Annotated in this window: 21 protein-coding genes and 1 pseudogene; 13 read left to right on the forward strand and 9 right to left on the reverse strand. The window is 68.2% G+C overall.

Annotated features, from left to right (window positions below; translation table 11 throughout):
• Nucleotides 1-88 precede the first annotated feature (88 nt).
• Genes hpnC through EV643_RS36105 form a run of 8 tightly spaced genes read left to right on the forward strand, consistent with a single transcriptional unit; the run spans nt 89 to nt 10,401 of the window.
• Nucleotides 89-967 carry a squalene synthase HpnC gene (gene hpnC, locus EV643_RS36070; protein ID WP_133804703.1) on the forward strand — a complete coding sequence of 293 codons (879 nt, stop codon included), beginning with the start codon at nt 89-91 and terminating at the stop codon, nt 965-967.
• A complete protein-coding gene (hpnD, locus tag EV643_RS36075; protein ID WP_133804704.1) occupies nt 964-1,824 on the forward strand; it encodes a presqualene diphosphate synthase HpnD in 861 nt (286 codons plus the stop codon). The genes hpnC and hpnD overlap by 4 nt, the downstream gene beginning before the upstream one ends.
• Nucleotides 1,821-3,161, forward strand: coding sequence for a hydroxysqualene dehydroxylase HpnE (hpnE, locus tag EV643_RS36080; RefSeq protein ID WP_133804705.1), 1,341 nt, complete (start codon nt 1,821-1,823; stop codon nt 3,159-3,161). The genes hpnD and hpnE overlap by 4 nt, the downstream gene beginning before the upstream one ends.
• Nucleotides 3,158-4,171, forward strand: a complete 1,014-nt coding sequence (locus EV643_RS36085; RefSeq protein WP_133804706.1) for a polyprenyl synthetase family protein — start codon at nt 3,158-3,160, stop codon at nt 4,169-4,171. Before hpnE ends, EV643_RS36085 begins: the two co-directional genes overlap by 4 nt.
• A complete protein-coding gene (shc, locus tag EV643_RS36090) occupies nt 4,168-6,102 on the forward strand; it encodes a squalene--hopene cyclase (RefSeq protein WP_133804707.1) in 1,935 nt (644 codons plus the stop codon). The genes EV643_RS36085 and shc overlap by 4 nt, the downstream gene beginning before the upstream one ends.
• Complete coding sequence (gene ispH / locus EV643_RS36095) at nt 6,099-7,616, forward strand: 4-hydroxy-3-methylbut-2-enyl diphosphate reductase (RefSeq protein WP_133804708.1); 1,518 nt, start codon at nt 6,099-6,101, stop codon at nt 7,614-7,616. Before shc ends, ispH begins: the two co-directional genes overlap by 4 nt.
• A gap of 8 nt (nt 7,617-7,624) precedes the next feature.
• Nucleotides 7,625-8,623, forward strand: coding sequence for an adenosyl-hopene transferase HpnH (hpnH, locus tag EV643_RS36100; protein ID WP_238166051.1), 999 nt, complete (start codon nt 7,625-7,627; stop codon nt 8,621-8,623).
• A complete protein-coding gene (locus EV643_RS36105) occupies nt 8,524-10,401 on the forward strand; it encodes a 1-deoxy-D-xylulose-5-phosphate synthase (protein WP_238166043.1) in 1,878 nt (625 codons plus the stop codon). The genes hpnH and EV643_RS36105 overlap by 100 nt, the downstream gene beginning before the upstream one ends.
• A 382-nt stretch (nt 10,402-10,783) precedes the next feature.
• On the opposite strand, the gene EV643_RS36110 is transcribed toward EV643_RS36105, so the two are convergent.
• The 3 genes from EV643_RS36110 to EV643_RS36120 all read right to left on the reverse strand — a co-directional run bounded on the left by EV643_RS36110 (nt 10,784) and on the right by EV643_RS36120 (nt 13,304).
• Nucleotides 10,784-11,389 (reverse strand): AMIN-like domain-containing (lipo)protein, encoded by a 606-nt coding sequence (locus EV643_RS36110; protein ID WP_238166044.1) that lies wholly within the window; start codon nt 11,387-11,389, stop codon nt 10,784-10,786.
• A 99-nt stretch (nt 11,390-11,488) separates the two neighbouring features.
• Entirely contained in the window at nt 11,489-12,349 is an 861-nt protein-coding gene (locus EV643_RS36115) for a GNAT family N-acetyltransferase (protein ID WP_133804710.1), read from the reverse strand.
• A gap of 229 nt (nt 12,350-12,578) precedes the next feature.
• Nucleotides 12,579-13,304, reverse strand: coding sequence for a TetR/AcrR family transcriptional regulator (locus EV643_RS36120; RefSeq protein WP_133804711.1), 726 nt, complete (start codon nt 13,302-13,304; stop codon nt 12,579-12,581).
• Between the two features lie 117 nt (nt 13,305-13,421).
• Here EV643_RS36120 and EV643_RS36125 point away from each other — a divergent pair, with 117 nt between their 5' ends.
• The 5 genes and pseudogenes from EV643_RS36125 to EV643_RS46780 all read left to right on the forward strand — a co-directional run.
• Nucleotides 13,422-14,183 carry a DUF4386 domain-containing protein gene (locus EV643_RS36125; RefSeq protein WP_133804712.1) on the forward strand — a complete coding sequence of 254 codons (762 nt, stop codon included), beginning with the start codon at nt 13,422-13,424 and terminating at the stop codon, nt 14,181-14,183.
• The gene (locus EV643_RS36130) at nt 14,173-15,180 is read left to right on the forward strand and encodes an NAD(P)-dependent alcohol dehydrogenase (protein ID WP_238166045.1); all 1,008 of its coding nucleotides are present in this window, start codon (nt 14,173-14,175) and stop codon (nt 15,178-15,180) included. Before EV643_RS36125 ends, EV643_RS36130 begins: the two co-directional genes overlap by 11 nt.
• Before the next feature lie 66 nt (nt 15,181-15,246).
• The gene (locus EV643_RS36135) at nt 15,247-16,014 is read left to right on the forward strand and encodes a DUF4386 domain-containing protein (RefSeq protein ID WP_133804714.1); all 768 of its coding nucleotides are present in this window, start codon (nt 15,247-15,249) and stop codon (nt 16,012-16,014) included.
• Between the two features lie 22 nt (nt 16,015-16,036).
• Nucleotides 16,037-16,891 (forward strand): SDR family oxidoreductase, encoded by an 855-nt coding sequence (locus tag EV643_RS36140; RefSeq protein ID WP_133804715.1) that lies wholly within the window; start codon nt 16,037-16,039, stop codon nt 16,889-16,891.
• 263 nt (nt 16,892-17,154) lie between these two features.
• A pseudogene (locus EV643_RS46780) lies at nt 17,155-17,229 on the forward strand (hypothetical protein); the annotation flags it as partial.
• A 48-nt stretch (nt 17,230-17,277) separates the two neighbouring features.
• Here EV643_RS46780 and EV643_RS45140 read toward each other — a convergent pair.
• The 6 genes from EV643_RS45140 to EV643_RS36165 all read right to left on the reverse strand — a co-directional run bounded on the left by EV643_RS45140 (nt 17,278) and on the right by EV643_RS36165 (nt 21,522).
• A complete protein-coding gene (locus tag EV643_RS45140) occupies nt 17,278-17,475 on the reverse strand; it encodes a hypothetical protein (protein ID WP_202869917.1) in 198 nt (65 codons plus the stop codon).
• Between the two features lie 199 nt (nt 17,476-17,674).
• Nucleotides 17,675-17,902 (reverse strand): hypothetical protein, encoded by a 228-nt coding sequence (locus tag EV643_RS45145; RefSeq protein WP_202869918.1) that lies wholly within the window; start codon nt 17,900-17,902, stop codon nt 17,675-17,677.
• Nucleotides 17,903-17,973: 71 nt separating this feature from the next.
• The gene (locus EV643_RS36150) at nt 17,974-18,741 is read right to left on the reverse strand and encodes a hypothetical protein (RefSeq protein WP_133804716.1); all 768 of its coding nucleotides are present in this window, start codon (nt 18,739-18,741) and stop codon (nt 17,974-17,976) included.
• A gap of 134 nt (nt 18,742-18,875) precedes the next feature.
• On the reverse strand, nt 18,876-19,889 hold the full coding sequence (locus tag EV643_RS36155) for a hypothetical protein (RefSeq protein ID WP_133804717.1): 1,014 nt from the start codon (nt 19,887-19,889) through the stop codon (nt 18,876-18,878).
• Nucleotides 19,890-20,188: 299 nt separating this feature from the next.
• The gene (locus EV643_RS36160; protein ID WP_133804718.1) at nt 20,189-20,509 is read right to left on the reverse strand and encodes a hypothetical protein; all 321 of its coding nucleotides are present in this window, start codon (nt 20,507-20,509) and stop codon (nt 20,189-20,191) included.
• Between the two features lie 215 nt (nt 20,510-20,724).
• On the reverse strand, nt 20,725-21,522 hold the full coding sequence (locus EV643_RS36165) for a DeoR/GlpR family DNA-binding transcription regulator (RefSeq protein WP_166665712.1): 798 nt from the start codon (nt 21,520-21,522) through the stop codon (nt 20,725-20,727).
• Nucleotides 21,523-21,526: the final 4 nt, after the last annotated feature.

Here is a 21,526-nt window from a genome sequence, read left to right on the forward strand (position 1 = left end):
GGATTGTACGGTCGTGACAATTTTCGGGTCCAGGAATCACTCCGGCAGCGGCAGACCTGGCGATTGGGACGGACCGAAGATTGCTGACATGGCCAGCTCGCGTCACCGGCCGCCCAGAACTGCTCCCTCGTCAATCGACGAGGGAGCGTTGCGCACCCGCGAGAACGCCGAGAATTTCCCCGTCGCGCTGCGATTCCTGCCGCGTCAGCATCGCGACGACCTGCACGCGATCTACGCCTACGCCCGGATGGTCGACGAGATCGGCGACGCGTACACCGGCGACCGCACGGCCCGGCTGCGTGAGGTGGCGGCGGACCTCGGCACGATCTGGTCAGGCGGTCAGCCGTCGGACGCCATAGTCCGGAAGCTGGCCCTGACAGTGCGCGAGCGGGGGATGTCAGCCGAGCCGTTCGAGCGGCTGATCGAGGCGAACCTGCTGGACCAGGTGGTGTCGCGGTACGAGACCTTCGACGACCTGCGCGGGTACTGCGCTCTGTCCGCCGACCCGGTCGGCCGGATGGTGCTGGAGATCTTTGGACAGGCAACCCCGGAGGCCATCGCGCGATCCGACCAGGTCTGCACGGCGTTGCAACTGCTCGAACACTGGCAGGACGTCGGCGAGGACCGGCGCGCCGGTCGCGTGTACCTACCGCAGGAAGATCTCCGTCGGTACGGCGTCAGTGAGCGTGACCTGGATCAGTCGAGCGCGGGCCGACGGCTCCGCGAGTTGATGCGGTTCGAGATCGAACGGGCCGCCGGACTGCTCGGTGAAGGGACGGCGATCGTGCAGCACCTGCAGGGATGGGGGCGGATCAGCGTGGCCGGCTTCGTCGCCGGGGGACAGGCGACTGTGTCGGCGTTGAGGCGCGCCGACGGCGATGTGCTTGACCGGTCCGCCCGGCCGTCGCAGTTGACCACAGCGATCCGGATCCTCGGCCTGCTGGCGAGCCGGCGGTCGGTGCGATGAGCACGATCGAGCAGGCGTACGCCACCTGCGAGCAGATCACCCGGACCGAGGCAGGCAACTTCTACTACGGCATCCGCCTGCTGCCGCCATCCAAACGATCCGCCCTGTGCGCGGTCTACGCGCTTGCGCGCCGGATCGACGACATCGGCGACGGCGATGGCGCGACCGCTGACAAGGAGACGGCCCTCGCCGCGGTCCGCAAGGACCTCGGCAGGCTGGACGAGAGCAGCGACCCGGTGTTCACCGCGGTGAACGACGCCGCACGCCGGTTCCCGGTGCCGCTCACCGCGTTCGAGGAGCTCATCGACGGTGTCCAGATGGACCTGGGCGAGGTCAGGATCGCCGACTTCGACGAGCTTGTCGTGTACTGCCGCCACGTCGCCGGCTCCGTAGGCCGCCTGTGCCTGTCGATCTTCGGCAGCAGCACAACGGACGCGAGGACTTCGCTGTACGCCGACCAACTCGGGGTCGCCCTGCAGCAGACCAACATCCTGCGCGACATCCGCGAAGACCTCGGCAACGGCCGCGTCTACCTCCCACAGGACGAGCTCGACCGGTACGGCGTGGAACTGCGTGTCGACGACCTCGGCGCGCTGGACGACCCAGCGGGCAGGCTGGCCGCCTACATCCGGTACGCCGCCGGGCGCGCGGGCGACTGGTATTCGCTCGGCCTGCGGCTCGTCCCACACCTCGACCGGCGCAGCGCGGCATGCTGCCGGGCAATGGCCGGGATCTACCACCATCTGCTCGACCGTATCGCTGCCGACCCGGTCCTCGTCTACGACCAAAGGTTGTCGCTCAGCGTCGCCCAGAAGGCGCGCGTCGCCGTGACCGCCCTGGCCGGGGGAGGACGATGACCGCCCGGCGCGTCGCAGTCGTCGGGGGTGGCCTGGCCGGCCTCACCGCGGCACTGCGATGCGCCGACGAAGGCTGTGCTGTCACGCTGTTCGAAGCACGACCCCGGCTCGGTGGGCTCACTCACTCGTTCCAGCGCGACGGACTGTGGATCGACAACGGCCAACATGTGTTCCTGCGGTGCTGCACGGCGTATCAGGGATTTCTGGAGCGGCTGGGCGTCGCTGACCGGGTCACCGTGCAGGACCGGCTCGACGTACCGGTCCGCAGTGAGCTCGATGCGCGAGCCGGGCGACTTCGCCGTACGGGATTGCCGGCGCCACTCCACCTCGGGTCTACCTTGGCGCGCTATCGATGGTTGAGCCCGACGGCTCAGGCGCGAGTGGTGCGCGCCGCTTTGGCGCTTGGTCGGGTGGATCGCACAGATCCCGAGGTCGACCGTCGGTCCTTCGGTGATTGGCTCACCGCGCACGGTCAGGATCGGCGGGCCATCGAGGCCGTCTGGGACCTGATCGGCATCGCGACGCTGAACGCTCCGGCTGAGCGTGCGTCCCTGGCACTCGCCGCGACGGTCTTCCAGGTCGGCCTGCTGGAGTCAGCCGCCGCAGCCGACATCGGTTGGTCCCTGGTACCGCTCCAGGAGTTGCACGGCGACGCGGCCTTCCGTGCGCTGACCGCGGCGGGGGTGACCGTGCGAACCCGGTGCAAGGTCCGTGACGTCGTACCGGCCGGTGAGGGCTGGACGGTGGACGGTGGCGCCTTCAACGACGTCGTACTCGCCGTTCCTCCAGCGGCCGTGGAGACACTCACCCCGCCAGGCGCGATTGAGCTGGAGCCGGGCTGGGCAGAGGAGCTCGGTAGCACGCCGATCGTCAACCTCCACGTCATCTACGACCGGGTCGTGCTCGACGAGCCGTTCTTCGCGGCGGTCGACAGCCCGCTGCAGTGGGTGTTCGACCGCTCCAGCCAGGCTGGACTCAGTCAGGGGCAGTACATCGCGGTGTCGCTGTCGGCGGCGGACGACATCGTCGATACACCGGTCTCGGCGCTGCGCGACCGGTTCCTTCCACACCTGGAACGTCTGCTGCGGGTCTCCGCCGAGACCCGTGTACTGGAGTTCTTCGTCACCCGGGAACGGCAGGCCACCTTCCGGCAGCGGCCGGGCACCGTCGGCCTGCGTGCGTCGGCGCGTACGGCGCTACCCGGGCTCTACCTGGCCGGTGCTTGGACCGACACCGGCTGGCCCGCAACCATGGAGGGCGCTGTCCGCAGCGGAGCGGCCGCAGTGGCCGCGCTGCTCCAACGGTGCCCAGCTGAACGTCGGGAGGCAGTGGTATGACGATCACCGCGGAAACCCTCGACCGCAGTCGCGGCCTGGTCGCGCCGGCCCTGCGCCAGGCCGTCGAGCGCCTCGATCCCTTCACTCGGCTGGTCGTTTCGTACCACCTCGGCTGGTCGGACGAGCACGGGAGGCCGACCGAGGCCAACCCGGGCAAGAGCCTGCGACCCGCGCTCGCCCTGCTCGCGGCCGAAGCGGTCACGGGCGTGCCCGAACCGGGATTGCCGGGCGCAGTGGCGGTCGAGCTCGTCCACAACTTCTCCCTGCTGCACGACGATCTGATGGATCGCGACACCGAGCGCCGCCACCGCCGGACCGTCTGGGCTGTCTGGGGCGACGCGACCGCCGTACTGGCTGGTGACGCGCTCCTTTCCCTTGCCCACGAGGTGTTGACCGAGAGCGAATCGCCGTACCGGCAAGCAGCCGGCCAGGCAGTGGCGATCGCCACTCGGGAGCTGATTCGCGGGCAGGTGCTGGATCTCGCCTTCGAGCAGCGGAACGACGTGACGCTGGACGAGTGCCTCGAGATGGCGGCCGGCAAGACCGGCGCCCTGCTCGGGGTCAGCGCGGCGATCGGCGCGATTCTGGCCGGGGCGCCGCAGGCGGTGGTCGCCGGGCTGTCCAGGTTCGGTGCCGAGCTGGGGATGGCGTTCCAGCTCGTCGACGACCTGCTCGGGATCTGGGGATCACCTGTGGTCACGGGCAAGCCGGTGTTCGCCGATCTGGTCGCGCGAAAGAAGACGTTGCCGGTGACCTGGTCGCTCGATCACGGTGGCGAGGCCGGGCGGGAGCTGGCCGCGTGGCTGCGCCGCGACGGCGGTCTGACGGAGGACGAGCTCCGGTACGCCGCTCAGCTGATCGAGCGTGCCGGTGGTCGGGACTGGGCAACTCAGGAAGCGCGGGACCGCATCGGCCTGGCCGAGCATGCTCTCGACCAAGCAGGGCTCGACGACGTCGTCCGGAACCGGCTCGGTCAGGTCGCCCGCTTCGTGATCGAGAGGCAGTCATGACGGCTGGGGAACGCATCGACCCACCTGCCGCAATCGGTACGGCGCCTGACGCGGTTGGTGCGGCGGCCGACGCGCGGGCGGCCCTGGGCGCGGCGGTGGAACACCTGCGGGGGCAGCAGCACGAGGACGGCTGGTGGAAGGGTCTGCTGGCCACCAACGTGACGATGGACGCCGAGGACCTGATGCTCCGGGCGTTCCTCGGCATCGCGACGCAGCGGACGAACGAGGAGACGGCCCGCTGGATCCGTTCCCAGCAACGGGTGGACGGGTCATGGGCGACGTTCCATGGTGGGCCAGGCGACCTGTCGACCACTGTCGAGGCGTGGGTCGCCCTGCGGTTCGCCGGTGATCAGCCCGATGCGCGGCACATGCGCCAGGCCGCCGAGTTCGTCCGGTCCAAGGGTGGGGTCGAGCGGGCTCGCGTGTTCAGCCATATCTGGCTCGCGCTGTTCGGGCTGTGGAGCTGGGACGACTGTCCTGCGCTGCCGCCGGAGATCATGTACCTGCCGGCGTGGGCGCCTCTCAACATCTACAACTGGGGTTGCTGGGCTCGTCAGACCATCGTGCCGCTCACCATCGTCAGCGCCCTCGAGCCCGTGCATCCCGTGGAGTTCGGCATTGCAGAGCTGAAGACCGGGGCACCGCCGCCGCCACGACGACCGGCGTACAGCATCGCTGGGTTCTTCCAGCGGCTCGACCCTGTGCTGCACAGCTACGGGCGTCGGCCGCTCAAACACCTGCGGCAGAAGGCGATGCGCCTCGCCGTCGAGTGGATCCTGGCGCGTCAGGAAGCCGACGGCGGCTGGGGCGGCATCCAGCCGCCGTGGGTGTATTCGCTCATCGCGCTGCACCGGATGGGGTACTCGCTCGACCACCCGGCGATGCGTGCCGGGATCGAAGGGCTCGAAGGCTTCACTGTCCAGGCCTCCTCGTCCGACGGACCTGTGCGGTGGCTGGAGGCGTGCCAGTCGCCGGTGTGGGACACCGGGCTCGCACTCGCCGCCCTGCTCGACGCAGGCGTTCCGGCGGACGATCCGGCCGTCCTCAGAGCGACCGACTGGTTGCTGGACGAGCAGATTCTGGCCGGTGGTGACTTGCAAGTGCGCCGTCCCAGGCTGCCGCCGGGCGGGTGGGCCTTCGAGTTTGCCAACGACAACTATCCCGACACCGACGACACCGCCGAGATCGTGTTGGCCCTGCGCCGGGTGGATCACCCGGATGCCGCGCGGGTGCGGGCGGCGATCGATCGTGCGGTCGTGTGGACGACCGGGATGCAGTCCGGTGACGGCGGGTGGGGCGCGTTTGACGCGGACAACACCCACACGCTGGCGAACGCGTTGCCGTTCTGCGATTTCGGTGCCGTCATCGATCCACCGTCGGCCGACGTCACCGCACATGTGGTCGAAATGCTCGCCGCCGAAGGCCGTACGGCCGAGGAGCCGTGCCGGCACGGCGTACGGTGGCTGCTCGACGCGCAGGAGGCTGACGGATCGTGGTTCGGTCGCTGGGGTGCCAATCACGTCTATGGCACCGGCGCTGTCGTGCCGGCGCTGATTGCGGTGGGGATACCGGCCGGCGCGCCGGCGGTGCGAGCAGCCGTGAGGTGGCTCGAGGATCACCAGAACGATGACGGAGGTTGGGGCGAGGACCTGCGCTCGTACGACGATCCGGCCTGGATCGGTCGAGGTGAGTCGACCGCCTCACAGACCGCCTGGGCGCTGCTCGCTCTGCTTGCCGCCGGTGAAGACACCGCCTCGGTCGACCAGGGTGTGGAGTACCTCGTCCGCACTCAGCTGGCGGACGGCGGCTGGGACGAGGAGCTGTACACCGGCACGGGCTTTCCGGGCGACTTCTACATCAACTACGAGATCTACCGGCTCGTCTTCCCGATCTGGGCGCTCGGCCGCTTCGTCGCGCGGAGTACCCGATGACCGGAATCGTCAGTACGCCGTTGCTGTCCGAGTGGCTCGCACTCCGCGACCGGCTCACGGCCGACGTTCTCCGCACCGGACGCTCCTCGGACGGCGGACTCGGGCAGACCGGAGAACCGGAGGAGAAGGGTGAGGCGGAGCTGGCCGGACCGCCCGGCAGGCGGCCGGTGCTGGTGGCCGGGGTGGCCGGTGGTCTCGGCAACGAACTCCGGCCCGGCGACCTGGTCGTCGCGGACGAGATCCGGGGTGGCGCCGAGCCGATTCCAAGCTATGCGTCCCCGTTCCTCGTGGGTTCGTTGCGGCGTGCCGGCCTGCGGGTACACCACGGGCCCGTCGAGACGACCCCGCGGATCGTCGATGCGCCGGATGCCCGCCGTACGCTCGGAGTGACCGGCGCTCTCGCTGTCGACACGGAGTCGGCCCTGCTGGCCGCTGCCGCACCACCAGGACAGGCAGCCGTGATCCGCGCCGTCGTCGACACGGCGGGCCACCGGCTACTCCGTCCAGGGACGCTGGTTCGCGGGCCGAAAGCCTTGTGGGCCTTGCGTCGCGCGGCGCCGGTTATCGATGCCTGGGCCGCCGCGACCGATGATCGCGAGGTCGTCCTCGCGGGTCCGCGGTCCTTCTGCGCGGGCGTCGAGCGCGCCATCGAGATCGTGGAACGTGCGCTGGCGAAGTTCGGGCCGCCGGTCTACGTACGCCGTCAGATCGTGCACAACATCCACGTTGTCAGTGAGCTGGAGCGGCGCGGCGCAGTCTTCGTCGAGGAGGTCGCAGAGGTGCCCGAGGGCAGCATCACCGTGCTCGCCGCCCACGGCGTCGCCCCGCAGGTCCGTACCGACGCCGCCGCACGCAACCTCCGGCTGATCGACGCCACCTGCCCGCTGGTCGCCAAGGTGCACAGCGAAGTACGCCGCTTTGTTGCTCGCGGCAACACCGTGTTCCTGATCGGTCATCGCGACCACGAGGAGGTCGTCGGCACTCAAGGTGAGGCGCCCGGTCAGGTGATCGTCGTGACCGATCCCGACGAGGCCGGGCGGGTGAGCGTCGCCGATCCGCGACGAGTCTCCTACGTCATGCAAACCACCCTCGCCGTCGACGAGGCCGAGCAGACGGCGACCGTTCTGCGTGACCGGTTCCCCGCGCTGACCGGTCCGCGCAGCGACGACATCTGCTACGCCACCACGAACCGGCAGCAGGCGGTCCGCGCCGTCGCGCGAGACACCGACCTTGTCCTCGTGCTTGGATCTGCGAACTCGTCCAACTCCCATCGGCTCGCGGAGGTCGCCGTGGCCGAGGGGGTCAAGGCGCATCTCGTCGACGACGCGAGCGCCGTAGACCTGCACTGGCTGCGCGGCGTACGACGTATCGGCGTCACCGCCGGAGCATCCGCACCACCCCGGCTCGTTGACGACCTGGTGCGGTGTCTGTCCGGCCTCGGCCAGGTGACTGTCACCGAGATCAGCGTCGTCGACGAGCACATCCGATTCACTCTGCCCCGGGAGGTGAGCTGACCGTGGCCATGCCGCTGCGTCAGTCGATCCGCCTCGGTAGTTTTCTGCTCAAGCAGAAGCTGCTGCGACGGGAGAAGTTCGCACTGCTGGTCGAACTCGAGCCGCTGTTCGCCTGCAATCTCGCCTGCGCCGGCTGCGGCAAGATCCAGCACCCCGCCTCGATCCTGAAGCAGCGGATGCCGGTCGAGCAGGCGGTCGCCGCGATCGAGGAGAGCGGCGCCCCGATGGTGTCGATCGCCGGCGGCGAGCCGTTGATGCACCAGCAGATCGACGAGATCGTCCGGCAACTGCTGGCCCGGCGGAAGATCGTCTTCCTGTGCACCAACGCGTTGCTGCTGCCCAAGCATCTGCACAAGTTCACGCCGCACCGCAACTTCGCCTGGATGGTGCACATCGACGGGTTGCGCGAGCGCCACGACGCGTCGGTGTGCAAGGACGGTGTCTTCGACCAGGCTGTCGCCGCCATCAAACAGGCCCAGGCCGCCGGGTTCCGGGTGATGACCAACACCACCTTCTTCGACACCGACACGCCGCAGGACGTCATCGACGTACTGGACTATCTCAACGACGAGCTCGGCGTCGACAACATGCAGATCTCGCCCGGGTTCGCGTACGAGAAGGCGCCGGACCAGGAGCACTGGCTCGGTCCCGAGGAGACCCGGCAGCTGTTCGCGAAGGCCTTCGCCGGTGGGCGCCGGAAGAAGTGGCGGCTGAACCACTCGCCGCTGTTCCTGGACTTCCTCGAGGGCAAGGTCGACTTCTCCTGCACGGCGTGGGCGATTCCGTCGTACTCGCTCAAGGGCTGGCAGCGGCCGTGCTACCTGATGGATGACGAGTACGTCGCGACGTACAAGGAACTGCTCGAGGACACGGACTGGAACGCGTACGGTCGCGGCAAGGATCCGCGGTGCGCGAACTGTATGGCGCACTGCGGCTACGAGCCGACGGCTGTGGTGGCGACCATGCGGTCACTGCGGGAGACCATCCGCGCCGCGGTCGGATCATGAACCGGTCGCGCGGGAGCGTCGACGATCGCCCCCGCCCGGAGACCCGGCTGGACACTCTGGCCTCACCGGCCGATCTCCAGCGGTTGCCGGCTGCTGCTCTGCCGGGCCTGGCCGACGAGATCCGTGCACAGCTCGTCAGCCGGGTCACGCGGACAGGCGGGCATCTGGGGCCGAACCTGGGCGTCGTCGAGCTGACGATCGCACTGCATCGGGTCTTCAGCTCGCCGCGAGACGTGATCGTCTGGGACACCGGGCACCAGGCGTACGTGCACAAGATGCTCACCGGTCGGCTTGATCGCTTCGACACCTTGCGACAGGCGAGCGGGCTCTCCGGGTACCCGAGCCGAGCCGAGAGTGAGCACGACGTCATCGAGAACTCGCACGCCTCGACCGCGCTCTCGTACGCCGACGGTCTGGCGAAGGGGTTCCAGCTCACCGGCTCTCTCGAGCGACGGGTTGTCGCGGTCGTGGGTGATGGTGCGATGACCGGTGGGATGTGCTGGGAGGCGCTCAACAACATCGCGGCGGCGCCGGACCGGCCGGTCGTCATCGTGCTCAACGACAACGGGCGATCGTACGAACCGACCGTCGGATCGCTGGCCGTCCAGCTGCGGGCGTTGCGGACAGGGACGGCATGGGGCAACGTCTTCGAGCAGCTCGGTTTGGCATACCTCGGCCCTGTCGACGGCCACGACACCATGGCCCTGGAGACGGCGTTGCGGACTGCCGCTCTGCTCCAGCACCCGGTCGTCGTCCATTGCATCACCCGCAAAGGTGCCGGCCATACCCCCGCCGAGCTGGATGAAGCCGACCACCTCCACACCGTCAACCCGACCCCTACGGCGGCCATGAGCCAGGCGCACGGACCCGCCTGGACGGACGTGTTCGGCGATGAGTTGGTCGCGATCGCAGGTGAGCGGACGGATGTAGTCGCGGTGACGGCAGCGATGATGCGGCCGACCGGGCTGTTTCCGTTGGCCTGCCGGTATCCGGAGCGCGTGTACGACGTCGGGATCGCCGAGCAGCACGCGGTGACGTCAGCTGTCGGGTTGGCGGCTGCGGGGCTGCATCCTGTGGTGGCGATCTACTCGACATTCCTCAACCGCGCTTTCGACCAGGTACTGATGGACGCGGCGCTCCACCGGGCGCCGATCACCTTCGTGCTCGACCGTGCCGGTATCACCGGTCCGGACGGGCCGTCTCACCATGGAATGTGGGATTTGGCTCTGTTCGGGTTGGTTCCCGGCATGCGGGTCGCGGCGCCTCGGGACGCGCAGCAGTTACGTGTGTTGCTACGCGCCTGCATCGCTCACGAGGTTGGGCCTACCATGCTTCGGTTTCCACGAGGGCGTAGCGGAGTTGGCATCCGCGCCCGGGGAACCGTCGGCGCCGCAGAGTTGCTGACGGAGGGCCGGTCCAAGGTGCTGCTCGTGCCGGTCGGTCCGCTGGCGGGCGCCGCGCTGGAGGCTTCCCGTCGCCTCCGCGAGCTGGGAATCCGCGCGACGGTCGTCGATCCCCGCTGGATCAACCCAGTCGATCCCGAGCTTCTCCGCTACGCCGGCGAGCACCGCCTGGTAGTGACGATCGAGGACAGCGCACTGCCGGGAGGGTTCGGGGACGCCCTGGCGCGGGCGCTTCGCCGCACGACGTCACGCCCTCAGCTCATCACCCTCGGCCTGCCCGGCGACTTCATCGCGGCGGGGGAGCGCGCGGACCTTCTCCACGCGCACGGACTCGATGCCGAAGGCATCACCGAGGCCGTCGTCGCCGGTGTGTGAGTCCAACGCATGCCCTCGACGCCTCCGCGACCGGCCTTGCCGCACCTGATGTGCCGGTGCGAGACCTACTGTCAGCGCAGCCAGCCCGAGTGGGCTGTACCGCCCAGCCTGCGCGTCCTCCGTCGGGCAACCATCTCTTCCCCCGGTTGGCTTGTGCGCGCCTCTCGGCGCGCACAAGTGGTGTGCTTCTACTGAGCTTGATGCGCCGGCAGCGACGGAAGTTGCGTCCTTCGCCGAAGAGCATCGGCGGTGGTCGGTTCAAGGGATGACTCCCGCTACCAACAGAGCAGCCGCCATCGCTACTCGCGCACTTCGCTGCCGAGTGGACATGCCGAACCTCTCGTTGGCCCGACTGGTGCGCAGTGCTTTCACGGCGCCGCCCTTACCAACGGTGGGCGACGTCGACGACGACGCGGCTCGTGGTGCCTGGGCCGGTGAGGGTGAAGACGCGGAACGGGAGTCGGGCGCGGACGCCGAGTCCGATCGTGGTCTCGCCCTCGAAGCTGCCTGCGCTGACGACTTGCCGGAAGGTCCGGTAGCCGCGCACGTCGGTCAGTTCGTCGTAGTTCGCCGGGTCATAGGTATAGCGGTTGGTGTCGTCGTAGGACGGTGCCAGCAGGACGATCTCCAGCTTGGCGCCGCCGCGGAGCGGAATGAGCTTGCCCTCTCCCACGGTGGAGATGTCCTGCACGTACTGCACGCGGAACCAGGACGGCTTGCCGTCGATGTCGAACACGACCCGGTCGAAACAGGCGTGCTGTCCGGTCCGGACGTTGGTCAGGTGACCTACGCCCTGGAATGTGCTTGCCTCAGGCAACGAACCCCAGCCGGTCGGGCACGTGGCGGCAGCGGTCGTGACTGCTGCTGCCTTGGACGGGCCGGCGAGCGCCGGTACAGCGACCGCTCCCGCCGGTACTGCGGCTACTGCGAGCACCGCGAGTGCGGTGCGGATCGGTCTGCGGATGTTGATGGTGGGAATACATTTCACGATGCCCCCCTTAAGGACACCTGTTAGATGCGCCCCGCAGGCCCGAAGTTGTCGATCGGCGTACTGAACTCGGTCAGGAGGACGGCGGGCACCAGTTGTCTAGGTGACCGGGAGGACGCGGCGCCAGCCCTCGAAGACGAGGGTGGGATTCATGCCGACCGACAGGTAGAGGCCGAGGGCCGGAGTCGGGTTGTTGGTGTCGACGAGCAGGATCGTGCCCGCCCGTCCCGCGGCTGCGTCCAGGGCGAAGGCGTCGCGCAGCAGGAACTTCGCCAGACCACGCCCCCGGTACTCCTCGAGGACACCGAGCATGGCGATGTGGCCGCAATTGTCGGACTGGATGAACGAGTCGCTGCAGTCACGCAACGCGACCGCCTTTCCGTCGACCTCGAGCAGCGTGAGCTGGGACCAATCGATGGTGGACCGAGCGTCGCGCTCCGCGATCCATTCGTCGTGCGGGCGAGGGACGAAGCCGAACTGGCCTCGGAAGGAACCGAGCAGGACTTCGTGAGCAGTCGATCGGGTGGCATCATCGAAGGCGCCGCGACGGACCACCACGCCCCGGGGTGTCTGCGGAGCGGCGACTGGCTCGGAGTGGTCGATCCACATCCGGTTGTACGTCGTACGGGCGGCGAAGGCGTGGTCGGCCAGCAGAGCGCGTAGTGGCCCGTCGGCGTGGTAGGCAAAGGCATCCACGGTGATCTCGGCGTGGCCGCCCAGGCGTCCCATCTCCAGTGCGCGCTGCATCGTCCGCTCGTACAGCCAGGCGGCGACCGACGGATGCTGAGAGGTCACTTCGATGCCGATCATCTCGCGATCGCCCTTGCCGAACGTGGTCCCATACCCGACCGGCAGGCCGTCCGCGGCGAGCACCAACCAGCCGTCGGTCATCCGGTCAAAGCCGGGCTCGACGATGCAGTCGGCGACGTCGCCCAGCGTGCAGTCGGCGAAACCGACCATCGCTGTGTTGTAGGCCGAGATGAGATCGAAGATCCCCTCGGCATCTGTCGGCTCAGGACGCCGGACGGTGTAGCGATCCGCCAGAGAATCCAGCGCTCGCCTCCGTTGCTGACGCGGCGCATCGTTCGCGGACGTTGCCAGCCAGTGCCAACAACTGTTGTCGCTGTGCGAACCAATCCATCGGAATGCGCTCCGCCGTCCCGGCAATAGCCCACGAGCCGGTGCCGCACTACTCTTGGCGCGCCGAGCCCTCGCGGTCGCGATCGGCGGAGGGATGCCGGGTGGCCGATGCTGCCGGTGTCGTGAGAGCGTCAAGGATGAGGTTGAGTCCCCACGCGAACTCGTCGCCGAAGTCGTACCCGGGCTGGAGGTAGTAGTCGGTCGCCATCTCCACGAGGTGGGGGTACTCGCCGGTGGAGAATCTCTCCATGATCGGCTCGGCGACGTCGGCGACGGTGTCCGAGCCGTCGAAGGGCAGACCGACCTCTTGGAGCGCGAAGCCGTACGTGTAGCTGTCGAGCAGGGCGTAGGCGTGGGCGGTCAACTCGGGGGAGAAGCCAGCGGTTCGCAGGGTGGCGATGACCGCGTCGTGGTGCCGCAGAGTCGCCGGGCCCGGACTGGTGCGCGATTCCATCAGCCCGATCGCCCACGGGTGGGCACGCAGTACCCGGCGGGCCGAGTCAGCTCGTCGGCGGATCTCCGTACGCCATTCACCGCCGGCCGTGGGCAGCTCGATCTCGCTGAACACGAGGTCGACGATGCCGTCGAGGATCTCGTCCTTGCTGGCGACGTAGTAGTAGACCGACATCGGCTTCACGCCCAGGCTCTGGGACAGGGATCGGATCGTCAGGGAATCGATGCCGCCTGCATCGGCCACTGCGACGGCGGCCCGCAGGACGCGTTCCCGGCTGAGTCGGGGGCGTTCCTCGCGGTTGTCGTCCGAGCGTTCAGACATCTCACTCCCAATCGTCACCAGTCACGGTTCGTCTGATCAGCCGAGCCATAGTGCTTTCGTACTTTGTACTGTACCGTCCCGTACTAAGTACGACTACCACCGAGGCGAGGACACCCCATGAGCAGCACCACCATCGAGGGCCACTCGGCTCCCGTCCCATCGACGACGCGCGAACGGGCGGCCGGAGGTCCGTCGATCCGGCAGGCCGGCCTCATCGCCGGGGTCGGGATCCTGGCCATGGCCGCCCTGTCGGGCTTCGGGATCTTCTACGTCGGCGAAGGGCTGGTGACGCAGGGCGATGCAGCCAGGACCGTCGAGGACATCGCGGCCTCCGAGGGCCTGTTCCGCTGGGGGACCGCGAGCCTGTACGCAGTGGTGGTGCTCGACGTCGTGGTCGCGTGGGCACTGTTCCGGTTCTTCAGTCCGGTGAGCAGCGGGCTCGCGAGGCTGGCGGCCTGGTTCCGGCTCGCCTACGCGGGAGTCTTCATGCTGGCCATCGGCCAGCTAACCGGCATCCCCGACCTGGTCGCCTCCGACGAATACTCGGGCGTCTTCACCGCCGAACAGATCCAGGGCCAGACCCTGCTGAAGATCGATGCGTTCGAAGACCTCTGGATGGCCGGGCTGATCCTCTTCGGGATCCATCTGGCGCTCGTCGGCTACCTGACCTACCGCTCGGACTATGTCCCGAAATTGCTGGGCGTCCTACTCATGATCGCCGGGGCCGGCTACCTGTTCGACAGCGTCGTCTCGACAGTCCTCGCGAGTCCTCCGGGCAGCGTCGCCACGGTCACCTTCCTCGGTGAGTTCCTCCTGGCGCTCTGGCTCGTTGCCCGCGGTCGCCGTATCTCACTGGAAGCAGATGATCATGGTCTCTGAGCAGCTGGGCCAAGTAACCGCCCACATGCGCGCAATTGTTCAGGATGCGTACGGCGACGCCGGCGTGCTGCGCCACGAGCGCATCGGCCGTCCTGAGGTCGCCGACAACGAGGTCCTGGTCCGGGTGCACGCGGCGGGTCTGGACCGTGGCACCTGGCACCTGATGACAGGCAAGCCGTATCTGATGCGGATCGCGGGCCTGGGCTTCCGCGGCCCGAAGGACCGGGTACCGGGGCGTGATCTCGCCGGAACGGTCGAGGCCATCGGGTCCGCGGTGACCAGGTTTGCCGTCGGCGACGAGGTGTACGGCGTCGGGCGTGGCTCGTTCGCCGAGTACGCCGTGGCCGTCGAGGGCAAGCTGGCCCACAAGCCGGTGAGCCTCTCGTTCGAGCAGGCCGCCGTGGTCCCGATCTCAGCCGGGACAGCACTCCAGGCCCTGACCGACCACGGCCGGATCGAGACGGGTCAGCAGGTGCTGGTCATCGGCGCGTCCGGCGGAGTCGGCAGCTACGCCGTGCAGCTGGCCAAGGCCTTCGGGGCAGAAGTCACCGGCGTGGCCAGCACAGCGAAGCTGGACCTCGTGCGCTCCCTCGGCGCCGACCGGGTCCTCGACTACACCCGCGACGACTACGCCGGCGGCAGCCACCACTACGACCTGATCCTCGACATCGCCGGGAACCCCAAGCTGTCCCGTCTGCGCCGCGCACTCACGCCCAAGGGGACGGCCGTGCTCGTCGGCGGCGAGGACGGCAGCAACCTCACCGGCGGGATGAACCGGTCGCTGCGGGCTCTGTTGCTCTCGCCGTTCGTGGGCCAGCGGCTGGCCTGGTTCGTCGCCAAGGAGCGGGCCAGCGACCTCGAGCGGCTGACCAACCTCATCGAGACCGGCCAGGTGACGCCGAGCATCGACCGGACCTATCCGCTGGACCGGGTCCCCGACGCCATGCGCCACCTCGCGTCCGGACAGGTCCGGGGCAAGGCCGTCATCACCATCTGAGCACCAACCGGCGCCGTTGGCGCTCCCATCTTTCAGGTCCGATCTCCAGAGACAGAGGCACGACACATGACCACGACCGCAACACCACCGATCTCGGGCGACCGCGGCCGCGGCGTCGTACCCACCGAAGCCAGAGACCCACGGACCGGTTCCCGGATGTGGACGTCCCGGCTGATCGGAGCCCTGTTCCTGGCCGGGTTCCTCATCTACGGCGCCGGTTCGATCCTGGTGAACTCCGTCGTCGGCGCTCCCGACTTCCTCGCCGGCGTCGGCGCGCAGCAAACCACCCTGGCCCTCGGGGCGTTCCTGATGATCGCGACCACCGCGGTCGACATCGGCAAGGCCGTCCTCTTCTTCCCGGTCCTGGAACGCCACGGGAAGCGCACCGCAGTGGCCTACCTGGCCACGATGATCTTCGAGATGGCGATGATGACCGTCGGGGTGCTCGCGCTGCTGATGATCATCCCGCTCGCCGACCAGGCTGACGGCGGACAGTTGGGCCCGGACGCCGCCCAGGCTCTCGGGTCGCTCGCGGTCGACGCGAACGAGACGGCGTACCAGATCGGCCAGCTCTCGCTCGCGTTCGGATGCCTCTTCCTGTGCGCGCTGCTGTTCCGCACCGGGCTGGTCCCCAAGTGGCTGGCGGGCTGGGGCCTGGTCGGCTACGCGCTGCACATGGCCGGCGCAGCCGCCGAGGTCTTCGGCGCCCCCATCAGCCTGGTTCTCCTCATTCCCGGCGGCATCTTCGAGGTGACGTTGGCGATCTGGCTCCTGATCAAGGGGTTCACGCCGACGGCGTACAACCGATCACTAGTGACCCAGGCCGAAGAATGAGCAGGGCTCGCCAATGACACCGATGACCGGTAGGACGGTGCTGGTCACCGGCGGTACCGGAGGGATAGGCAGGGCCACCGCCCTGGGACTGGCCACGATGGGCGCGAACGTTGCGATCACCGGCAGGGACGCCGCCCGCGCGCAGGAGGCGGCTGCGGAGATCCGCTCCGCCACCGCCGCGACGGTCGACGTCTTCATTGCGGATTTGTCCAACCAGTCGGAGGTGCGACGGCTGGCGGACGAGGTGCTCGAACAACTTCCCCGCATCGACGTCCTGGTCAACAACGTCGGCGGGTACTGGAACACCCGCCACGTCACCACTGACGGACTCGAGCGGACCCTCGCCGTCAACCATCTCGCGCCGTTCCTGCTCACCAGCCTTCTCCTCGCCCGGCTCGAGCAGAGCGGCCACGCACGCGTGGTCACAGTCTCCTCCCACGCCCATACCCAGGGCCGGATCGACTTCGACGACCTCCAGTGTGAGCGGTCGTACTCCGGTGCGCGCGCCTACAACCAGTCCAAGCTCGCCAACGTCCTGTTCAGCTACGAGCTGGCCAGGAGACTGCGGCCGAGCGCGGTTGCCGCCAATGCCGTGCATCCCGGTGTCGTGAGCACAGCGTTCGGAGCAGAGGACCCCGGCAGGACGCAGCGGCTGGTGGTGCCGTTCCTGCGACCCTTCATGAAGACAGCGGCCCAGGGTGCCGCAACGTCGATCCATGTCGCGTCCGCTTCTGGACTCGAGGGCGTTACGGGCCGCTACTTCACCAACAGCCGGCCGAGGCGATCGGCCCAGCGCAGCTACGACGAGGCCACGGCGGCGAGGCTTTGGCGGCTGAGCGCCGACATGGTTGGCCTGGTCCCGGGAAGTAGAGGGTAACGAGTCGTGCCGTCGCCGATGTCCAGGCGCGCCAGAGAGTTCGCCGACGACGGCGTCGGCATCGCGGTGGCCCGCCGGCTGCTGAGCTGTCGCGGCGGGCTACTACGAGTGGCGAAAAACGTGGACTACGTGGAGGCCCTGCTTTCGCAAGCCGGGCTCGAGTCGCGCAGGTACGAAGCGGCGCCGGGGCGGGTGAACCTGATCGCGCTTGGCGTGGAACCGCCCGGACCCTGCCTGCGCTCCTTCTCCACGCCCACCTCGACGTGGTCCCGGCTGACCCCGCCGACTGGTCCGAGGATCCTTTCAGTGGGGTGATCCGTGACGGCGTCCTCTGGGGGAGAGGAGCGGTCGATATGAAGAACATGGCGGGGATGATCCTGGCCGCCTTAGGCGATCTCTCGGGGCGGGTCACCCCCGACCACGCCCAGGGTGTCGATGACGGCCTTGACCAGCGAGCCGTCAAACGGTGCCTCCATTGCGATGAGGCCCATCTCGATGTCGATCGTGATGTCGGGACCTGCGAGCTGCTTGATCCGTTCCAGGACGAGGTCCCGTTGTCCCGGGAGGAAACGGACGTCGACCAAGGCCGATGCCCGTTCGGGGATGACGTTCTCTTGTATCCGCCGTGGAGCATCGTGACATTGGAGACGTCTGCAGCCCCGCGGTCACGAACCGGGCGCCGAAGCCAAGGGCGTTCGCGACCGTCATCGGCGCTGGTTCGGCTCAGCTTTCACTGTCTTCCCCTCGTCGTCGATGAATCGCATCAGAAGCAGGCTCGCCGGGCTACGAGAGTTCGCGCAGCCAGTTGCGGAGCTGGGCGTCGGTGGCTTTGCTGGCGAGCGTCGCGCGGGCAATCGTGCCGTCCGACCTCACCACCGCGATGGCTACCAAGGTCTCGAAGCCTGGTTGCCCTGGCTGCATCTCTGGGACACCATTTGTGATCGCGTAGCCCGCGGCGCCCTTGATGTCGATTCCAACCGGTACCTCGAACCGCCCGGCAGTCTTGGACACGGAGTCCGCGAAGGCCTTCGCGTCCGCGGGATTGAGCAGTGAGCCCTTCCAGTCGCTGGGCGGAACAGCGATCAGCAGTCCGATGACCGCAGGTTGGCGCCGCCGTCTGTCATTGGCAGCAACCGGCTGAGTGCCGATCTGATCCCGGCCGCAGGTCCTGTGACAACGACGAACGGCTTGCGGCGGTACGACGCTGCGGTGAGTTCACCACCGCCGACAGCCGGCACACGGAGGGTACCGAGCTGGTCGGGTGCGGTCGTCTCGGCGTCCGGCGGCAGGTTTGTAGAGTCGATCCCGTCACTGCCCGGCGGCAGCTTTGTCGAGAAGGTGTCGGCGTTGATCGGCGGTCCGAACGTCACTTCGATCGGTATGGATGGTCCGTTCACCAGCATCAGGCCGGTCTGTTCATCCAGCGCTATCTCTCGGGCGTCCATCTCCACTTGCCCGGTTTCGCCCGGGTCGACCTTGTCGCAGGCGTAGCGCACCGCGCTCCTGCCGTAGAGCGTCTTCAAGCCCAATCTGCGGGCGTTTGGGCAGGTCTGCATGAACTCGTCCGTACCGTCCTTGAAGAAGAAGGTCTGCTTGACGAACGCGTCCTCGCTCGGATTCTCCTCACGCATGTACTTCGGCTCATCGTGAGGGTTGTAGATCAGGATCGCCACTCCGTCCCAGACCAGGACCAACCCGGCGTCCGGCCCAGTGAAGGTCGTGATGCGATACCGACGGTTGCCGTCAGCAATGATTTCGCCCGACTCGGATCGCCACCGCAGCCAACCACCGCCCCGATCGCGACAGCCGGGCCCCCAGGTCAGTCTGCGCTCCGAGTGCCCCGCGCGCACGAGCCAGCGTCCTGAAATGCCAAGGAGCCTCCGCGGAGTGCCCAGCGCAGTGGCGGCTGCTGATCCGGCGCAACAACGCCACCCCATCCGACTCGACGGCGCTCTCCGGATGCCGCCGTGCTGAGACTTGGCCTTCAGCGCCACTTGGGCGGGGCGGGTCCGACCACGAGTTCGTACAGGGCGTGGCTGTAGGTCGTCTGGCGATGGATGCCGGTGAGGATCGGTCGCAGAACGTCGGCGGTCAGTCGCCGGAGGGTCACACCGTCGTCGATGCCGTTGAAGTGACAGCCGCTGTACCGGATGAGCACCTCTTGGTCACCGTTGCTGCCGTGGAGCTTGAGGACCAGGATCTCCGATCCGTACGTTTCTAGGCAGTCTGTGTCGTCCGGTCCGCCGCCTTCCGGCGCGCTGGTGATGGCATCGACCAGGGCATCCGCGGCCCTGTCGCGGACGACCGAGCTCGCGATCAGTGGCGCGCGCCGACGGGCTGCGGGGGCGCCGATGGCGTACCGGCAGAGCGCGATCGACTCGACGGTGCCGAGCGATGCCGTCCCACCGCCCGAAGGCCGTCCTTGCGGCTGGCGGGCGAGCGGATGGTCCGGCGCACAACCGTAGGCGTCAGTACCGTCGATCACCCGCGCCGAATCCAGGATCCGTCGCCTGATGGAGTTGTCATCACTGACCACCGTGACCTGGACGCCGTCCACCAGCCGAATCTCCTCGACCCAGCCGTGGTCGGCTGGATGGACGCCCGGCGTGTCGGCGGGAATTCTGCGTACGGCGTCGAACCACAGATACGAGGCTCGATACGCAAGCAGCGGTAGCCGAGTCCCGCAACCGATGGCTCGCACCGCTCCGGGGCGCCCAACATAAGGGCGTTGCACCTTCTCGACAAGACAAGGCGGTGAGCCGGTGGTGCCGTAGCCCCAGTCGTCCGGGACCTGGAGCTCGATCGTTTCGTACGACTCCCACCGCCAGCCGTCGCCGGGGGGCGAGGCAGCCGGTCGGGAGTCAGCGGGACGGCTGGCCGCGTTGCCGGAATCGTCACCTTCGAGTACTGAGCTCACTCCGAAGATGCCGGCCGCAACGGCCGCACAGACCAGTACGACGGCTCCGACCGTGCGCCCAATCTGCACGCGTCGACGCATCCCCCTCAACTCCCTCCCCGGTTGTATCGAACGGTGCACCCGAAAACCGGACCGCGCAACAGTTGGTCCGTGCTGTACGCGTCGGGGCCTGCGGCGCCCCGACTACCCGACCCTGTCAGGCAAATGGGCCGCAGGTTTGCAGGATCGCCACCTCTCCCGCGAGCGACGGGTCGATCCAGGCCTTCCAGTACGGGTAGACCTGGGCTTTGTCGTCCTTGCCGTCGTACACCTTGGTCGCCTCGAACAGCCGCCGATCGAGGTCGGCACCCCACCACCGGCGGTCGTCTGGCTGTCGTGTTTCACCGCGGGCGCTGCTGGACCTCGCACTGGGGGCCGGCGGGGGTGAGCTCGCAGACGATGTAGGCGTCGGTGGTCGCGTCGGCGGCGGGAAGCCACGGCATGACGGCATCGCCGCCGAGGAGAGCGGCCAGGGTCTGGAGCTCGGGGTCGCGCGGTTCGGGGTGATGCCGGTAGCCCGCGGCGCCAAGGGCCAGGGCGATCGCCATACCGAGCAGGTTGACCTCGGTCGGCTGCTCCGGTGGGACAGTCCCCTCGGCCGGCTCGAACCGGATGCCGTGATCGGGGACCTGGACGATGCGCGCGACGTAGCTGGCTGTCATGAGGCTGAGCGTAGACCGCGACGGCAATGGCCGCGGCAGGTCAGTTAGGTTAATGGAGGCTGACGCCGATGTCCTGATACATCATTGATTCGTATCCCCAGGGACTTGAACCCCCATGGTGTCCGAGGAGGGACACGCACCCTAACCACACGTCTGGCTAACCACACGTCTGGCTAGCCACCGTCTGGCGCTTGCGGTGTGATGGATGGTTGGTACTAGTCGAATGAGTCGCGGGGGAGCTCGAGGGTGACGTGGGACTTGGCGAGTTGGTCGCGGATCGAGGGTGACGGTGCCCGGTCTGTGACCACGGTGGTGATGCGGTCCCAGGGGCACAGCAGGACCGGGGCGGAGGTCGTGAACTTGGTGTGGTCGGCCAGAAGGACGACCTGGTCGGCGATGTCGATCAAGGCCTGCTTGGTCGGCCGCTCGATGTCGGTCGCGACGTACACGCCTCGGTCGTCGGCGGCGGCGGCGCCGAGGAAAAGGGTCCGCACCCGCAGCCGGGCGGTGGCGTCCACCGTCATCGGCCCCACGAAGGCCTGGCTCTCGGGCAGGACATCGCCACCGAGTCCGACGATGCGACCACTGCCGCGGTTCAGCATCAGTTGAATGACGGGCACCGAGTGCGTGACCACGGAGCCGCGGAACGTCTCGGGGAGCGCCTCCGCGAGCGCATAGGTCGTGGTGCCGGCGTCGATCGCCACCGTGTCGGTCGGGCCGATCAGCTCGACCGCGGTTTCGGCGATCAGGCGCTTCGCGGCTGCTGCGATGCCGGCCCGGCTGACGAACGCAGGGGCGTGCAGCGGGCCGTGCGGAACGCTGACGCCACCGCGAACCACGCGCACCTCCCCGCCCTGCTCGAGTTTGCGCAGGTCGCGGCGGATTGTCATGTCGGAGACGCCGAGTTCGCGGGTGAGGTCTGCGACGGACACGAAGCCCGAGGTCCGGAGTGCCTCGAGGATGGTCCGGCGGCGTGCCGGAGCGCTGTCGTAGCGCATCGATCCCTCGGACATCCGC

Source organism: Kribbella caucasensis (assembly GCF_004361855.1).
GTDB lineage: Bacteria > Actinomycetota > Actinomycetes > Propionibacteriales > Kribbellaceae > Kribbella > Kribbella caucasensis.

Excerpts from the sequence above, each read along its gene's own strand:
- hpnC (WP_133804703.1), top strand. The coding sequence starts at position 89 with ATGGCCAGCTCGCGTCACCGGCCGCCCAGAACTGCTCCCTCGTCAATC.
- hpnD (WP_133804704.1), top strand. The coding sequence starts at position 964 with ATGAGCACGATCGAGCAGGCGTACGCCACCTGCGAGCAGATCACCCGG.
- hpnE (WP_133804705.1), top strand. The coding sequence starts at position 1,821 with ATGACCGCCCGGCGCGTCGCAGTCGTCGGGGGTGGCCTGGCCGGCCTC.
- EV643_RS36085 (WP_133804706.1), top strand. The coding sequence starts at position 3,158 with ATGACGATCACCGCGGAAACCCTCGACCGCAGTCGCGGCCTGGTCGCG.
- shc (WP_133804707.1), top strand. The coding sequence starts at position 4,168 with ATGACGGCTGGGGAACGCATCGACCCACCTGCCGCAATCGGTACGGCG.
- ispH (WP_133804708.1), top strand. The coding sequence starts at position 6,099 with ATGACCGGAATCGTCAGTACGCCGTTGCTGTCCGAGTGGCTCGCACTC.
- hpnH (WP_238166051.1), top strand. The coding sequence starts at position 7,625 with ATGCCGCTGCGTCAGTCGATCCGCCTCGGTAGTTTTCTGCTCAAGCAG.
- EV643_RS36115 (WP_133804710.1), bottom strand. The coding sequence starts at position 12,349 with ATGGTCGGTTTCGCCGACTGCACGCTGGGCGACGTCGCCGACTGCATC.
- EV643_RS36120 (WP_133804711.1), bottom strand. The coding sequence starts at position 13,304 with ATGTCTGAACGCTCGGACGACAACCGCGAGGAACGCCCCCGACTCAGC.
- EV643_RS36125 (WP_133804712.1), top strand. The coding sequence starts at position 13,422 with ATGAGCAGCACCACCATCGAGGGCCACTCGGCTCCCGTCCCATCGACG.
- EV643_RS36130 (WP_238166045.1), top strand. The coding sequence starts at position 14,173 with ATGGTCTCTGAGCAGCTGGGCCAAGTAACCGCCCACATGCGCGCAATT.
- EV643_RS36135 (WP_133804714.1), top strand. The coding sequence starts at position 15,247 with ATGACCACGACCGCAACACCACCGATCTCGGGCGACCGCGGCCGCGGC.
- EV643_RS36140 (WP_133804715.1), top strand. The coding sequence starts at position 16,037 with ATGACCGGTAGGACGGTGCTGGTCACCGGCGGTACCGGAGGGATAGGC.
- EV643_RS36155 (WP_133804717.1), bottom strand. The coding sequence starts at position 19,889 with ATGCGTCGACGCGTGCAGATTGGGCGCACGGTCGGAGCCGTCGTACTG.
- EV643_RS36160 (WP_133804718.1), bottom strand. The coding sequence starts at position 20,509 with ATGACAGCCAGCTACGTCGCGCGCATCGTCCAGGTCCCCGATCACGGC.
- EV643_RS36165 (WP_166665712.1), bottom strand. The coding sequence starts at position 21,522 with ATGTCCGAGGGATCGATGCGCTACGACAGCGCTCCGGCACGCCGCCGG.